The organism is Brevibacillus fortis, from assembly GCF_003013395.1.
In the GTDB taxonomy this organism is placed as follows: Bacteria; Bacillota; Bacilli; order Brevibacillales; family Brevibacillaceae; genus Brevibacillus; species Brevibacillus fortis.
This window is the reverse complement of the sequence record NZ_PXZM01000006.1, coordinates 11,949-27,819: the sequence shown is the minus strand read 5'-3', so window position 1 is coordinate 27,819 and position 15,871 is coordinate 11,949. Positions and strand designations below refer to the sequence as shown.

Below are 15,871 nucleotides of genomic sequence, written 5' to 3'. Positions count from 1 at the left end.
ACATTCAAGCGTTGACATCCCTTCTTGCGGTTCGTATGATGCAAGTACGTTTTGTTACTACTCAGTAACAAACTTAATCAGACCAGCAACCGCTATGCACAAGGAGGGTTCCATCCCATGTCCGATACAATCTCATTTAAGCAACTACGAGACATACCATTGTCCGTTCTCGATTTAGCCCCCATTACGGAAGGCAGCAATGCTGCTGAATCGTACAAAAACAGTCTCGATCTGGCGCAACAGGTGGAAAAATGGGGCTTTACACGTTACTGGCTCGCCGAACACCACGCGATGCCCAGTGTAGCCAGCTCTGCCACCTCCGTTCTCATCGGTCACATAGCCGGTGGCACCAGCAAAATCCGTGTAGGCTCAGGCGGCATTATGCTGCCTAACCACGCTCCGCTCGTCATCGCCGAGCAATTTGGGACACTGGAGTCTCTCTATCCAGGCCGGATCGACTTAGGTCTTGGGCGAGCACCCGGGGCAGACCAACGAACAGCACGAGCGCTACGCCGAGATTTGCGGATTGGTGGAGAGGATTTCCCGGAGCTTTTGGAGGAGCTGCGTGAATATCTTCGTCCACAAACCAGTGAGTCAGCATCAGCTATTCGCGCTATCCCTGGCGAAGGTCTGAACATCCCGATCTGGCTGCTCGGATCCAGCGATTTCTCAGCGCGACTGGCAGGTATGCTCGGGTTACCGTTTGCCTTTGCAGGACATTTTTCACCGAACTTTACCTTGCCTGCGCTGCAAACGTATCGCCATTGCTTCCGTCCATCGGAAGTGCTGGATCAGCCATATGCCATGGTTGGCGTCAATGTGATGGCAGCCGATACGGATGAGCTCGCGAATCGACTGGCCACCTCTCATTATCAGGCATTCTTAAATCTCGTCCGTGGTGATCTCAAGCCAATCCAACCACCTGTGGACAATATGGATGAGCTATGGAGCGAATTCGAAAAACTGTCTGTCCAAGCGCAGCTACGTTCTTCGATCATCGGCAGCCCTGCTACCGTGAAAAGCAAACTGCAAGAGTTGCTCGACGCTACAGGAGCAGATGAACTCATGATTACGACGCAAATGTACCACCATGCCGATCGTGTGCGCTCTTTTGAAATTGTCGCCGACGTCTGGGAGTCCTAAATGGGGGAATGTATATGACGGAAGCAAAACGGCCTCGCGTGCCGCGTGAAAAAGCACAAGAGATCATCTTGAATGCTGCTGAAGAATTGTTTTATCAAGAAGGGATCCATGCCGTCAGTGTAGACGCCATTGTTGAGCGTGCTGGCATGAATAAAATGAGCGTCTATCGGCAGTTTTCCTCGAAAACAGACCTGATTCTCGCCTACATGACGAGGAAGCAGGATGTTTTTTGGCAAGAGTGGGAAGAGAGCATTGCCAAACACCCCAAACGGCCACGAGAGCAAATCATTCAGTTTTTTGCTGATTTGGCTGAGCGAGCGACCAATGAGCAATTTCGCGGCTGTTGCTTTATCAATGTAGCTGTAGAGTTTCCTGATCCGATTCATCCTGTTCGCGAGTTGGTTTGCTCGCATCAGAAACGAATCCGCGACGCTTTTTTGGAACGCACGACTGCCCTTGGCGCTTCGAATCCATGCGAGCTGGCCTATACGCTTATCTTGTTGATGGAAGGTACTTACGCGGATAGCCAGACGTACGGCACCGATAGTGCAGCGATCCGCATGGTTCCTGCCATCGTTGAAAAAGTTTTGGACCAAGCGATTCAAAATTAAAAAAGTGGCTCCCTGCCTTTTTCCGGCAGTTGCCACTTCCTTCTTTTGTCGCTCATCCAGCTGTTTTTAGCGCTGGGCACTGGTCGCATACTTTTCTTGTTTCGCCGTCATCGCTTCTAATTCTTTGACGTCTTTTTCCAAGTCATGAATGTCTTCTTCAATCAGTTTTTTCAGATGTTGCTTTTCCCGCAGAATTTTGCGGGTTTGCTCCAAACGCTGATTCAAATCGAACACGCCGAGATACACTACTTTTCCCTCCCTATGTAGGTTTTCCACCTTACATGTTATGCAGCGATCGCCAGAAGTTGCAGACCATTTTTTCGTAAGATCAAATAAGGCAAACGGGGAAATAGATTTTTGCGGCTTTTACGCCTGAACTGTGACCCGAGAACAATATTTGAAAAAGCGTTTAAATGAAACACAAAAACCCGCTAGACAGTCACTTTTTTTAAAGTATCTGTCTAGCGGGTCACAGTTCACACCCGACTCATTGATAAAGCACTTTATAAATGAGTACTACTTTTTTATGAAGCTTGACACCAACAGCAGAATGAAACCTGGTAGAGATGTGTAGTACCACGCTTCTTTTGGAGCAATGCCCAATGGAACAACTACTCCTGAAAAAAGTAATACTATGCCAAAAATTCCTATTAGTCTTTTTTTAAGAATCATTAAATTTCTCCTTTGATTCAGAATAGAGACCCAGTGCCTCACTTGCTAAAACGTTTCTCACATGAGCTCTGACTGTTGAAAGGCTTATATGCTGTGATGTTGTGATTTCAGAATCAGATAATCCCTGTCCGATCAACCGAAGTATTTCTTTTTCTTTTTTGCTACGTAGGAACAATCTTTTAATTTGTTCATGATGATTACAACACAAAAACCCGTTAGCCGGTCACTTTTTTCAAAGTATCCAACTAACGGGTCACAGTTCTGCTCTAGAATTCCCTTTTTACTTTAAAGCCCTTTATATTTACCCAACTCTTCGCGCAGGCGATATACTTCCTGTACCAAAGCACGCTTCTCCAGACGGTCAATTTCCTGATCCAAATCGTTCATGCGTGCATGTCCACTATACGGTGCATCATGCATCGGGAAACCGTCAGAAGCGTATGACCACTGCGGTTCCTTTGGCATGATCATCGCCATCAGCAAGTAAAACAAAATCGGTACTCCTGTAAAAACAGTGAGAACGACAACTCCTACACGTACCAGCGTAGAGTCAATGCGTAAGAATTGCGCAATCCCACCACAAACCCCAAATAACCGTTTATCATGAGAACGGTATAGTCGTCTTTCCATCATTGCATTCCACCCTCTCTACAGTATCCGCTTGCCTTGTATCTACAGGATACCCGATAGGCGATTCCGGTAAAATGGTCCGTAGAGGGATTTGTCCTCCGTCGCTGGGCGGAGATCAATCATTTGACCGGTGGCTCATAAACGGGGCGTGGACGATCAAACCGTTCGCCCAGAGTCGCATACGTATGGCCCGCTAATCTGCTAACGGGTGCAAACGCTGCGGAATCGATCCGTCCTGCATGATACAGTTCATCCTCTACATGAGCATGCACCACTTCCCCGATAATTAAATCCGAAGTCGTCGGACTCCCTAATTCCACAATCTGATGCAGCTTGCACTCAAAATGGATGCGGGATGCACGCAGCCTCGGCACCTTGACGCGAACAGAAGGAGCGACTTCCAGCCCCAATGCCTCTACTTCACTGATCTCTGGCGGATAATCAGCAGAAGTCTGATTGACCGCATCCACATTGTGAACGTCCACCATATTGACCACGAATTCTCCCGTTTGTATGATGTTTCGTGCCGTATCTTTCGGGACGCTACCCGGCTTGCGCATGACGGCAACCGAAACCATCATCGGCTCAATGCTGGCGACATTAAAATAACTGAAAGGAGCGGCATTGACGATCCCTCCCTCCCCTAATGAGGTGACCCAAGCGATCGGCCTTGGGACGATACATCCGATCAAAAGCTTGTATTTTTCCTGTCGTTCTATCTCATGAATGGCGATTTCCATTATACGCTTACCCCTCTTCCTACTCGCGCGGCGGCAACCAGCTCGCCATGTACGCCTCATCCTCGATTTCCAACGCATGCTTTGTGACGCGAAGCGGGTGGAATGTGTCCAACATGACGGCAAGCTCCTGCGTTTCTTTTTTCCCAATGCTCGCCTCTACCTTGCCTGGATGCGGCCCGTGAGGAATCCCCATTGGATGCAAAGTAATAGAACCCTCGTAAATCCCTTTTCTACTCATAAAATTGCCATCTACGTAGTATAACACCTCGTCACTTTCTACATTACTGTGATAGTAAGGCGCAGGGATCGCTTGCGGATGATAGTCGTACATCCGCGGAACGAACGAGCAGATGACAAAGTTTTGACCGGCAAAGGTTTGATGGACAGGTGGCGGTTGGTGAATGCGTCCAGTAATCGGTTCAAAATCATGTACACTCAGTGCATACGGATACAAATAACCGTCCCAGCCAACGACATCGAACGGATGGAAGTCAAAGAAGTAGCTGTAGACCACGGACTGGCGTTTGACGCGCACTTCGAAGTCTCCGGTTTCCACATGTGTCACCAATTTTTCCGGTACACGAATATCTCGTTCACAAAACGGAGAATGTTCCAATAATTGACCATGCTCGTTGCGATAACGCTTTGGGGGAACGATCTCATTTTGGGACTCAATGACGAGGAAACGACTCTGCACAGAAGGTACAATCCGATAGGTCGTGCCGATCGGAATGACGAGGTAGTCGCCAGGCTTGTAAGTGAGCGTACCAAAAACCGTTTGCAGCTCTCCCTCACCTTGATGGACAAAAACAACCTCATCCCCATCTGCATTGCGATAAAAGTAATCCATCGGCTCTGTCGGTGCGCATACAGCCATGACGACATCGTTATTCCCCAGCATGTAGCGCCGTCCGAAAATCGGGTCCCCGCCTAGCTGAACATCAAACGTTTTAAAATGCTGATGCTTCAAATCAACCTGCTCTACATATTCCAAGCGGACGTCTGCGTATTTGCGCGTCTCCCTTACTTGGGTAGGCGGATTGTGGTGATACAGAATCGATTGAATCCCGGAAAACCCTTTCGTTCCCATCACTTGTTCGCGGTATAGTCCCCCATCCGGCTTGTAAAACGTCGTATGCCGCTTTTGTGGAAGCTCCCCCATCCTTTGATAAAAAGCCATACGTTCCTTCCTCCTTTTTTCATCCTTATTCAGAAATCGTATTGCGGAGCACACCGAGGCGTTCCACCTCTAGCTCCACTACATCACCTGGCACAAGCCAGTCATACTGTTCTGCCCCAAGCTCCAAAATGCAGCCAGTCCCTACTGTTCCCGATCCGATGACATCTCCGGGATACAAGGAACAGTCCTCCGAGGCGCGAGCAATCATTTCAGCGAATGTATAGTGAATGTCTTTGAGGTTTCCTCTTGAGTACTCGTTACCATTGATACGTGCCACCATCTCCAGATCGTAGCGGCTACCCTTTTCGCCTGTGATGCGTACATCCGCCAGCTCCTCCGGTGTAACCAGCCACGGTCCCATGGACGTTGCGAAGTCCTTGCCCTTGGCTGGCCCTAAGCCGACCTTGACCTCCTCGCGCTGTATATCCCGGGCGCTCCAGTCGTTTAAGATACAATATCCTGCGATGTGCTCTTCCGCTCGTTCAACTGGAATGTTAACTCCTGCTTTCCCAATTACGCAGGCTATTTCCAGCTCATAGTCCAGCCACTCGGTTGCTTTTGGTCTGCGAATATTCGCTTGCGTCCCTGTAAAAGCTGCTGCATTTGAAAAATAAAAAACGGGGAAGTGATACCATTCGGGCACCATCGGAAGCCCGCGTTTGGCTCGCGCAGTCTTCACATGGGCCTCGAAGGCATAAAAGTCACGAAAGCTGGCGGGACGGGGAAGTGGCGAACCTAGCTCGACTTGCTCCAAATCCCAGCCATCCTGTGCCTCGTAAGCTGTTTGGAGAACGGGCAACCAGTTCGCCCACTCCTCGAGCAAACCCAGCACTGTACTTGGCGCCCCCGGGCAAGCATGTGCAATATCCTTGACTCTTCCTTCGTGCATAAACCCCCCTCGCCAAGCATCCTCTTCCCTTTCTCGATAGGAAACCAGCTTCATGAAACCCTCTCCTTCTCTTGGGCAAATAAGAAAACCCAGCTCACCCCCAAAGCAATTCCGGTGCATGACAAATAAAAAGGGAAGCCCTCTTTGTCAAAACGATCCGAAACAGGCATCAGGCGCAAGCTGGGTCTAGTCTGCTACTGAAAAAAATCTTTGCGGGATTTCCCCCCGCAGACAGCCAGCTATTCTCTGTTGTGTTTCCAATGTTTGTAACGTATTTCTTCTATCATATCGAAAACGCTTACAGCTTTCCAGAGGGAAATGACGAAATTTTTCGCCTAGGTCATTTCCTTGCGCAGATAATCCGGAAAAAACTGTTGGGCTACCTGCTCCATGTCGCTTGGCAGCGGCTCCTCCCAGCTCATCGCAAGACCGCTACGCGGATGGACAAAGGATAGCCCCCATGCGTGCAAAGCTTGTCTGCCGATATGCTCCCGTTCTCCCCCGTACAGATCATCTCCTGCTAGTGGATGCCCTTCACTGCTCATATGCACGCGAATCTGATGTGTTCGCCCAGTCTCCAGCTTCACCTCGACAAAACTCATTCCTTCTCCTCGGGCAAGCACACGATAATGGGTAACAGCTGTCTGCCCATCCGGTCTTACCTGTCTGGTGATAAACGAATTTTCCGCAAGGCCAATCGGGGCATCAATCGTCCCTTCGTCTGAATCAACGATCCCTTGCACGATAGCTCGATAGGTCCGCGTAAGCGTCCTGATCTGTTGCATGCGGCTGAATTGTTCATGCGCCCATTGATTTTTCGCCACGATCATCAAGCCTGATGTATCTTTATCCAAACGGTTCACCGCTCGGAACTTTCTGTGCTCGCCACGCTTTTTCCAATAAGCGATCATCCCGTTTGCCAAGGTTCCACTCGGATGATTTCCTGTCGGATGAACGACCAATCCCGCTGGCTTTGCGATGACCATCAAATCCTCGTCCTCATAACGGATGGAGAGCGGCATGTCCTCTGGAGCAACGGTCTCTTCTGCCTCTTCTTCAACCATGACTGCTATTTTGTCGCCAACTTGCAATTTTTCGTTCACGAATACGAGGACGCCATTCCGTGTAATGGAGCCTTTAAACTTAGCACGAATGAGCAAGCGACGCGATACACCATACCGCTTTTGAAGTACTTCTCGCACAGTTTGCCCTGCATCTGCCTCATCAACCGTGAAGCTTATTACTTCTTCTAGCATGTTGTCTCTCCTTTAAGTCTTCCCTCCCCTTCAGTATAGCAAAAAACGATCATGGCTGTTTGGCCATAACCGTCTGGAAGGATGATCCGATGCTGTCCTTTACTTCGATAACAAATGCATGACCTGCATCACCTTGCGCCCACTGACCGCGAACGTCAAACAAATACCAGCCTGGCTGTTCGGGCGCCTTCCACTGATTGCCATTCTCTATCACTTGCTCCACTTCTTTCATGCCATTCCATTGGGTTACCTTGAGCGTATTTGCGGTTGGCTGCTGGGCAAAAGTTACGGTCAGCGTGGCCCCTGGCCTTACTTGCAGCGGTGCAGGCTTTTGCTCTGCGACGAGTTCCGGTGGTGCCGCCGTATCCTTGCAGATCGCCTCGTTATTATAGCTCCAGCAGGAAGATGCAGGCACCGTCGCAGCTGTTTTTCCACTCCATTCGATGACTGGCTGCGGTGGTTGCGCAAGCTGCGAATTCCCTTGCGCGGACGATCCGTTCCCACACCCCGTCAGTAACAGTGTCGCTATCAGAAATAGTTGACCAATCCATCCTACCTTTTTCATCCAATCACCTCAAACCTATGACGGGAGGAAAAGGGGATTCGTTTCATCCGATTCGATTCAGGCGAAAAATGCCCTATGATTGCCAAACACTACTTGGAATCGAAAAAGAAGTAGAGACCTCTTTCAAATAGTCATCGAGCTGCCCTGCCGGATTTTGAATCGGCTTGCCATGACATACTTCCAAATGGCGTGGTCGCAATTGTCGGACGATCAAACTGCTTTTGAGTGCTTGTGCCATATCCGCTGTGAACATCGGCATGGGACGATGCAATCTGCCGCGTTTGGAAGTAAACAAGTCTCCCGCCAAAAGCACTCCGTCCTTTTCGTGATAATACACCACATGCCCCGGAGAATGACCAGGTGTCAGATACGGTTGCAGTCCGCCTATCGGAGCTACATTCCCTTCGGCATCCTCTGGCAAAGACTGAGCTACGCCCGGCTGAACGTTTGCTTCCAGCTTTTTACGACGAGGATACAGCTCTTGCCCTTCCATATATGGAATTTCGATTCGATGTGCATAGACTGGTACAGATTCTGCCTCCGTGATTTTTTTAACGGCCCCCACGTGATCCGAATGACCATGCGTCAGCAAAATTCGTTTGAGTGGTCCTGCATTCAACTGCTTGATAAATGCCATAATCCGTTTTGTCATAAATGGCATCCCCGCATCGACAAGTGTAACGCCGTCTTCCTCCCTGACAATCCAGACCCGCAAAGGAATCAACAACCACGCTTTGATACACCAAATGTTCTCCGAGATTTGTTCCACTCTGATCATTCTATCGTCACTCCCTGTTCATTATTTTTTGACTTCCTGCGAGAAAAACATCTACAGCTAAAGCGAATGTAGGTGCCAGCCTTTCCATCAAGCTGTCCAACGGTTCTTCGGAATGTGTATACGTACCGACGATGCCATGCAGCGTGTAGAAGTAAATCCGTGCATGGGCAAGCGCTTTTTCTTCCTCTATCTCACTTGGCAAGCATCTACTTACTGCCTGCCTCAACAAACCAAACAATTGATTGCGCAGCGTTTGCAATTCTTTTTCCGGTTCCTCTACATCGATCCGAGAGGCTTTGATCATGAAGAATAAGGTATACATCGTTCGGTTGCGCAAGCAAAAGTGGATGAACTGACTGCTGATTTCACGCAAGATCTCTTCTGGTGTTCGTCCGCGTTTTGATAGTGTTTCTTCCATTTGTTGCGCCAAGCTTTGCAACGGTTCCTTGGACAGATGATGAAGTAGCGCTTCTTTGTCCTTGAAATATATATAGAGAGTTGTATGAGAACAGCCGGCTGCTTTGGCGATTTCCCTGATGGAGACCGTATCAAAGTCTCGGGTGGCGAATAGGTCTGCTGCCGCCGTCAAAATCGCCCGTTTCGTTTCTTCTGAGCGTATTTCTTGTTTGCTTGCCATGCGTGATATTCAGCTCCTTACTTCTGTTGTGGTTTTTGTAACCAGTGGTTAGTAACCGTTGGTTATAATATAACCACTGGTTACCAATTCCGTCAAGACTATTTTTTCCACTTGCTGCAAATAAAAAACTCCCTTTTCGTCACTTGGACAAAAAGGGAGCTTGCTTATGATTTTGCTTACTTCGCAGCTTGTGCAGCAGCAATCGCAGCTTCGTAGTTTGGATGCTCACCAGCAGCAGCCACATACTCAGCGTGTACAACCTTGTCGTTTGCATCGATTACGAATACAGCGCGAGCCAAGAGACGGAATTCTTTGATCGCTACGCCATAAGCTGTACCGAAGGACAGGTCTTTGTGGTCAGATACTGTTTTCACCTTGTCGATGCCAGCAGCACCGCACCAGCGGTTTTGCGCGAATGGCAGGTCAACGGAAACAGTCAACACCGTTACGCCTTCCAATTTCGCAGCCTCTTCGTTGAAACGGCGAGTTTGTGCATCGCACACGCCTGTGTCAATAGAAGGGATTACGGAGATGATGCGAATAGTGCCTTTGGAGTCTTCCAAAGTTACAGGGGACAGATCGCCACCTACTACAGTAAAGTTAGGAGCAGTATCTCCCACTTTGATTTCAGGACCGAGTAGTGTTACAGGACCACCTTTGAATACAAATGCGCCTTGACGCTCAACAGCAGTTGTCATGATTTCTTCCTCCTCACCAAATCTTTCATATGTACCTCAATTATCATACCCTATCATTCACTTTTTTTCACTATGCCAATAGTAGAAATTACAGATTCACTTGCACTTTACCACCTTGCTTGGCTTGTACCTTGGCGATTCGCTTCACTTCATGCTCATATTCCCAATCCGTTTTCGCATTCAGCTCATGACAGCGCATCAGCGCGTGATAGAGGGCAAAAGCGAAGGTAACCTGCTTCATTTCGTACCGCGTTCCATGTGCTTTTGGCAATGCCGTGTTGATAATCTCGATTTGATACGTGGCTTTTTCCCGTTTGTCCCTGACTGGCACGATATACCCCATACGCTTTAAGACATGACCGTAATCGAATTCTCCTTCATCGTCAAAATCAATGGTGTCATCCGATATTGCCAAATACTCCAGCAAGGTCCCCATATCCAGCGTTTCGAAGCAAGCAGGCTGAGGCATGGACAAAACTGAGCCGTCATTGTTTACAAAATAAATATGGTCGCGATAATGAAAGATCAGTTCATCTTCTGGAACTTCGTCGGGAAACATCCAGTGATTTTGCGGAATCAGGTAACGCCAGATCTGTGCAGGATCACAATGGAGTAATTCCATGGTAGGGTTCCCTCCTTTTCCCTACCAGTTTTGGCAAAACTAGCACTGGCTATTCAGACAGCTCTTGCATGTAGCGTCGCCAATTCCCATGCGGAATGTGCACCCCTGTTTGCTTGACAAGTTCTTGGTCCAAATAACGATATACGTAGACGTTCACGACCTGACCTGTTCCTTCCATTGTCGCAGGCACGATGATTCGTTCATATTCATTGCGCTGATCACCCTCACCATAGTACGTCTCCAGCTCGTCCAGTCCAGCTAGTGCTTGCTCGTACACATCAGGAGCAAACGTGACGATTTCCCCCACGACCTCCTGCTCTCCTTGAAGCAATCCCGGATAGCCTGCCGGCAAATGATAGATCTGACCTTGAATCGTTGCAAGTGTTGCCTCATGCTTATACGGTTTGACGTAATTCCTATGATTTCCAAAGCCCGCCAAAAGTGTGCCGTACACAAATACAGGCAGCCTGTCGTTCTGATTGGTCACGTTCATCCATCCTCCTGTAATCGAAAAAAGTGTGTCTTGTGTCGTGAAAATTTTGTATATTTGTTCTATATATAATTTTAATACGTCTTTTTTTCCGAGACGTAAGGGGGAGAGAATAATGAAAAAGAGAAAAATCAATCGCCTACTGGTAGCAAACCGCGGTGAGATCGCCATTCGGATCTTTCGTGCAGCAACGGAACTCGGCATACGTACGGTAGCCGTGTACTCCGAGCAGGACAACGTTTCTATCCATCGCTTCAAGGCTGACGAGTCATACTTGGTTGGAGCGGGAAAAGGGCCTATTGAGGCTTACCTCGATATTGAAAGTATCATCGAAATTGCCAAGCGCAACGATATCGATGCCATTCACCCAGGCTATGGATTCCTTGCTGAAAATGCTGATTTTGCAAAGCGTTGCCAAGAGGAAGGCATCATTTTCATTGGTCCATCCCCTGAGCTGATCGAAAAATTCGGGGACAAAGTAGAAGCCCGTCGTCTTGCGACTGAAGCGGAAATCCCAGTGATTCCAGGCACTCCGGAGCCAATCGAAACACTCCAAGAGGCGCTTCTTTTTGCCAAAGAATACGGCTACCCCATTATTATTAAAGGCGTATCTGGCGGCGGAGGCCGTGGCATGCGTATCGTCCGCAGTCAGGAGGAATTGCAAGATTCGTTAGATCGTGCACGTTCCGAGGCTCGCTCTTCCTTCGGTAATGCCAAGGTGTATTTGGAGCGATACCTAGAACAGCCCAAACACATCGAGGTCCAAATTCTCGGTGACAACCACGGAAACATCGTTCATCTGTATGAGCGCGATTGCTCTGTTCAGCGGCGCCATCAAAAAGTGGTCGAAGTAGCACCGAGCCTATCGCTGGATGACAAGTTGCGTGAAGATATTTGCCATGCTGCTCTCACTCTCATGCAAAAAGTCGGTTATTCGAACGCTGGTACTGTCGAGTTTTTGTTAACGCCGGACAAGCGTTTTTATTTTATAGAAGTCAATCCACGCATTCAAGTAGAGCATACCATCACGGAGCTCATCACTGGAATCGACATTGTTCAGTCGCAGATTCGTGTAGCCGAGGGGCATTCTCTCTCCGATGCAGAGATTGGCATCCGGGCGCAAAGTGATATCCAGATGAGTGGTTTTGCCATCCAATGCCGTGTCACGACCGAAGACGCTGAAAACAATTTTCTGCCAGATGCCGGTCGCTTGTCCGCCTGGCGTTCCGGTGGAGGCTTCGGCGTAAGGCTCGACGGCGGCAATGGTTATCCAGGCGCGATCATTACGCCGTTTTATGACTCGCTACTGGTCAAAATCTCCACGTATGGCGCGAGCTTTGATCAAGCCGCTCGCAAAATGCTACGAACATTGCGTGAGTTCCGTATTCGTGGCGTGAAAACGAACCTTCCGTTTTTGGAAAATGTCGTGACGCATCCCGATTTTTTGAGTGGCAACTACGATACGTCGTTCATTGACACCAAACCAGAGCTGTTCATCTTCCCTGGCCGTCAAGACCGAGGTACCAAATTACTATCTTATATCGGAGACACGATTGTCAACGGATATCCAGGACTGGGTAAATCGGAGAAAAAGCCGCACTTCGACTCGCCCCGCATCCCGCGGACACCATTTACTCAGCCATATCCCGACGGTACGAAGCAAATTCTGGACAAAGAAGGCGCCGACGGTCTGGTACGCTGGATTCAGGAGCAGAAGCAGGTGCTTGTCACAGACACGACATTCCGCGATGCTCATCAGTCTTTGTTTGCTACGCGTGTGCGCACCTACGATATCGCCTCCATTGCAGAAGCGACAGGCAAGCTCGGTTCCGGGCTCTTCTCGCTGGAGATGTGGGGCGGCGCCACTTTTGACACAACGATGCGCTTTTTGCAGGAATCTCCCTGGGAGCGGCTGCAAATCCTTCGCCAGCGCATACCTAATGTCCTGTTCCAAATGCTCTTGCGCGGAGCAAATGGCGTAGGCTACACCAATTACCCAGATAATGTGATCCAATCCTTCGTCAAAGCCTCTGCGGAAAATGGCATCGATGTCTTCCGGATCTTTGACAGCCTGAACTGGCTTCCCGGGATGCAAACAGCCATTGAAGCCGTTCGTGAATCTGGCAAGGTAGCCGAGGCAGCGATTTGCTACACTGGCGATATTCTGGACCCGTCCAAAACCAAATACACCTTGGACTACTATGTCAATCTGGCAAAGGAATTGGAAAAAGCAGGTGCCCATATTCTCGCGATCAAGGATATGGCAGGTCTTTTGAAGCCGTATGCTGCTTATTCGCTCGTCTCTGCATTAAAACAAGAAATTAGCATTCCGATCCATCTGCACACGCACGATACATCAGGAAATGCTGGCGCCATGCTTCTTAAAGCAATCGAAGCAGGCGTGGATATCGTCGATGCTTGCGTCAGCTCCTTGTCCGGACTCACTTCCCAGCCAAGCTTGAACGGGTTGATCGCGAGCTTAGCCCACACGGAGCGTGAGACTGGTTTATCCCTTGATTCGTTTAACAAGCTGTCTGATTACTGGGAGGATGTACGTCCGTACTACCAAGGCTTTGAAAGCGGCATGAAAGCGAGCAACACGGAGGTATACGTTCACGAAATGCCAGGTGGACAATACACCAATTTGGAGCAGCAAGCCAAAGCGGTTGGTCTGGAAGGTCGTTGGGACGAAGTGAAACACATGTATGCTGTCGTCAATCAAATGTGTGGCGACATTGTAAAAGTGACGCCGTCTTCCAAGGTCGTCGGTGATATGGCACTGTTCATGGTCCAAAACAACTTGAATGAGGAGAACATTTGGGAGAAAGGCACCCGCCTCGACTTTCCGGATTCCGTCATTCAATTTTTCCAAGGGTATCTCGGTCAACCGCCGGGCGGATTCCCGAAGGAGTTGCAGGAGCTCGTGCTAAAAGGTCGCGATGCCTTTACTGCACGTCCCGGTGAATTGCTTGCGCCCATTGACTTTACGCAAGTTGCGGCAGAGCTGGGAGCTAAAATCGGACGTGAGCCGAGTCATTTAGATGTCCTGTCCTATATCATGTATCCGCAAGTTTATTTGCAATTTGAACAACGCCTGAAGGAATACGGTGACCTGTCTGTATTGAATACGGGAACGTTTTTCTACGGATTGCGTCCGGGTGAGGAAACTGCCATTACGATCGAGCGCGGTAAAACGCTGATTATCAAACTAGTCGCAGTCGGCGAGCTTCATCCAGATGGCCGACGCATCATCTATTTTGAACTGAACGGACAGCCGCGTGAAATCTTCATCCGCGACCAGTCTGCGAAAGTCTCTGAACTGATCCGTCGAAAAGCAGAAGCGCAAAACCCTGCCCACCTCGGTGCCTCCATGCCAGGAAAAGTGCTCAAGGTGCTTGTAGCAGAAGGTGACAAGGTGCGTAAAGGCGAGCATCTTTTGGTGAGTGAAGCGATGAAAATGGAAACGACGATCCAGGCCCCGCTCGATGGAAAAATTAAAGCCGTCTATGTGAAAGCTGGCGAAGCCATTCAAACTGGCGATCTACTCATTGAAATGGAGTAGGCATCGTCTATAATAGGAGATAGTAAATTGTTCCTGGAGATTCATTCCATTTACTTGTGAGGAGGTGACCGAACATGAAAACGAATCGAGTCAGCCATGTTCCATTTACGCAGCGGGTAGGCCGCTATCATTCCCATATGCTTCAGGCAAAATTAAGCACGCCAGTCAATCCGATCTTTCGTTATAATTTGCAGCCTTACTACGCTCGTCAGCAGCAATGGACAACGGAGCTTTCCGATTCCTTATCGCGTCTGTACCGGTTCTCCTCAGATTTGGAGAAGAGTTCTCGGGAATTAATTGCAGCGGGAAAAGACAACGAGGCTGGACCTGACATTGAGCAATTACATGAGCGCACACACTCAATAGTAAGTAATTATAATCGCCTGCAGCAATTTCTTGAGGAAAAAGCAGATACCTTGACGACGCAAAAGCTGGATACATTCGCTCAAGTTGCAAAAGACGCTGAGGAAATACTCCAATCGTTTGGAATCAAGCTGTTACCCGATGGACAACTGGAAATGGACGATGAGAATTGGCTGGAGTCCGTACAGACCCGCTATGCGGACTATACAAATACAATGGAAAGTGTAGCCCAAGCATTCAGAGCAGGTACATTGGGATTACAAAGCAAGCCCCTTGGCTCCTTTTCACGTTACTACGAGGAAGCGATGGCTCTCCATCCTTATATCGCCTCCTCCAGCTCGAGCCTTCAATATCAGCATGTTGCGAAAACAGGATTGTATGTAAACGAACGCTGGTAATACCATACGCTTACTACCGAAAAAACAGGTATGCCCCTTTTATGGAGGCATACCTGTTTTGTGCTTTCCTTATTTTCGATCCATAAGATCATCCAAATCTTGTTCTTCTGCTCTGGCAATAATCGTATTGGAATAAACAGGTGATTCATCCGTTTTGGTAAACATCCCCTGAACTTTATCCACGATTTGCGGAACAGAATCCAAAATCCGGTCATAGAGATGAGTCGTATTTTCAAGCGGAATCGAACGAATTCCTTGTTTACCAACGACCAAAAAAGCTACGGGTGTGATGGAGACACCGCCCCCACTACCCCCACCAAACGGGTGACCAGTATGTTCATGCTGCTGATGGTGTTGATGCCCATTATGATGTTGATCGTATTGGAACTCACTACCCCCGGCCGCGAATCCAAATCCGACCTTGGAGATCGGAAGAATGACACTACCGTCAGGTGTCTCAACAGGATCACCAATGATTGTATTCACGTCCACCATTTGCTTGAGATTTTCCATCGCTGTTCTCATGAGGCCTTGAATCGGGTGGTCTGCCATATTTGTCGCTCCTCCTTCCTGTCTGTGTCATGTTTTATCATTCCCCCAACAAATCAGGAGCATGTACCTTTGTACAAAGGAATAA

The 15,871-nt window shown here is 48.8% G+C and carries 18 protein-coding genes; 4 read left to right on the top strand and 14 right to left on the bottom strand.

Annotation, left to right across the window (positions count from 1 at the left end; genetic code table 11):
• The first annotated feature begins 117 nt into the window (after positions 1-117).
• Positions 118-1,143, top strand: a complete 1,026-nt coding sequence (locus tag C7R93_RS05825) for an LLM class flavin-dependent oxidoreductase (RefSeq protein ID WP_106837918.1) — start codon at positions 118-120, stop codon at positions 1,141-1,143.
• 14 nt (positions 1,144-1,157) lie between these two features.
• Positions 1,158-1,754, top strand: a complete 597-nt coding sequence (locus C7R93_RS05820) for a TetR/AcrR family transcriptional regulator (RefSeq protein WP_106837917.1) — start codon at positions 1,158-1,160, stop codon at positions 1,752-1,754.
• 66 nt (positions 1,755-1,820) lie between these two features.
• Here the strand turns inward: C7R93_RS05820 and C7R93_RS05815 are convergent, their stop codons facing one another.
• The 13 genes from C7R93_RS05815 to C7R93_RS05755 all read right to left on the bottom strand — a co-directional run bounded on the left by C7R93_RS05815 (position 1,821) and on the right by C7R93_RS05755 (position 10,914).
• Entirely contained in the window at positions 1,821-2,000 is a 180-nt protein-coding gene (locus C7R93_RS05815; RefSeq protein WP_106837916.1) for a hypothetical protein, read from the bottom strand.
• A 415-nt stretch (positions 2,001-2,415) separates the two neighbouring features.
• The gene (locus C7R93_RS31095; protein ID WP_425266728.1) at positions 2,416-2,601 is read right to left on the bottom strand and encodes a LuxR C-terminal-related transcriptional regulator; all 186 of its coding nucleotides are present in this window, start codon (positions 2,599-2,601) and stop codon (positions 2,416-2,418) included.
• Between the two features lie 110 nt (positions 2,602-2,711).
• Positions 2,712-3,059, bottom strand: a complete 348-nt coding sequence (locus C7R93_RS05805) for a PspC domain-containing protein (RefSeq protein ID WP_106837914.1) — start codon at positions 3,057-3,059, stop codon at positions 2,712-2,714.
• A 116-nt stretch (positions 3,060-3,175) separates the two neighbouring features.
• Positions 3,176-3,796, bottom strand: coding sequence for a flavin reductase family protein (locus C7R93_RS05800; protein ID WP_106837913.1), 621 nt, complete (start codon positions 3,794-3,796; stop codon positions 3,176-3,178).
• A 19-nt stretch (positions 3,797-3,815) separates the two neighbouring features.
• Complete coding sequence (locus C7R93_RS05795; protein WP_106837912.1) at positions 3,816-4,976, bottom strand: homogentisate 1,2-dioxygenase; 1,161 nt, start codon at positions 4,974-4,976, stop codon at positions 3,816-3,818.
• A 25-nt stretch (positions 4,977-5,001) separates the two neighbouring features.
• The gene (locus tag C7R93_RS05790; RefSeq protein ID WP_106837911.1) at positions 5,002-5,919 is read right to left on the bottom strand and encodes a fumarylacetoacetate hydrolase family protein; all 918 of its coding nucleotides are present in this window, start codon (positions 5,917-5,919) and stop codon (positions 5,002-5,004) included.
• 281 nt (positions 5,920-6,200) lie between these two features.
• Positions 6,201-7,121, bottom strand: coding sequence for an RluA family pseudouridine synthase (locus C7R93_RS05785; protein WP_106837910.1), 921 nt, complete (start codon positions 7,119-7,121; stop codon positions 6,201-6,203).
• 49 nt (positions 7,122-7,170) lie between these two features.
• Entirely contained in the window at positions 7,171-7,686 is a 516-nt protein-coding gene (locus C7R93_RS05780) for a hypothetical protein (protein WP_106837909.1), read from the bottom strand.
• 73 nt (positions 7,687-7,759) lie between these two features.
• Entirely contained in the window at positions 7,760-8,464 is a 705-nt protein-coding gene (locus C7R93_RS05775; RefSeq protein WP_106837908.1) for an MBL fold metallo-hydrolase, read from the bottom strand.
• Positions 8,465-8,471: 7 nt separating this feature from the next.
• A complete protein-coding gene (locus C7R93_RS05770; protein WP_106837907.1) occupies positions 8,472-9,101 on the bottom strand; it encodes a TetR/AcrR family transcriptional regulator in 630 nt (209 codons plus the stop codon).
• Between the two features lie 176 nt (positions 9,102-9,277).
• Entirely contained in the window at positions 9,278-9,799 is a 522-nt protein-coding gene (gene tpx, locus C7R93_RS05765) for a thiol peroxidase (protein ID WP_106837906.1), read from the bottom strand.
• Between the two features lie 88 nt (positions 9,800-9,887).
• Positions 9,888-10,421, bottom strand: a complete 534-nt coding sequence (locus C7R93_RS05760) for a hypothetical protein (protein ID WP_106837905.1) — start codon at positions 10,419-10,421, stop codon at positions 9,888-9,890.
• A gap of 49 nt (positions 10,422-10,470) precedes the next feature.
• Positions 10,471-10,914, bottom strand: coding sequence for a gamma-glutamylcyclotransferase family protein (locus C7R93_RS05755; protein ID WP_106837904.1), 444 nt, complete (start codon positions 10,912-10,914; stop codon positions 10,471-10,473).
• 112 nt (positions 10,915-11,026) lie between these two features.
• Here C7R93_RS05755 and C7R93_RS05750 point away from each other — a divergent pair, with 112 nt between their 5' ends.
• Both C7R93_RS05750 and C7R93_RS05745 read left to right on the top strand, forming a co-directional pair.
• The gene (locus tag C7R93_RS05750; protein WP_106837903.1) at positions 11,027-14,473 is read left to right on the top strand and encodes a pyruvate carboxylase; all 3,447 of its coding nucleotides are present in this window, start codon (positions 11,027-11,029) and stop codon (positions 14,471-14,473) included.
• A 74-nt stretch (positions 14,474-14,547) separates the two neighbouring features.
• A complete protein-coding gene (locus C7R93_RS05745) occupies positions 14,548-15,234 on the top strand; it encodes a hypothetical protein (protein ID WP_106837902.1) in 687 nt (228 codons plus the stop codon).
• Positions 15,235-15,303: 69 nt separating this feature from the next.
• On the opposite strand, the gene ytfJ is transcribed toward C7R93_RS05745, so the two are convergent.
• Positions 15,304-15,786 carry a GerW family sporulation protein gene (ytfJ, locus tag C7R93_RS05740; protein ID WP_106837901.1) on the bottom strand — a complete coding sequence of 161 codons (483 nt, stop codon included), beginning with the start codon at positions 15,784-15,786 and terminating at the stop codon, positions 15,304-15,306.
• Positions 15,787-15,871 lie beyond the last annotated feature (85 nt).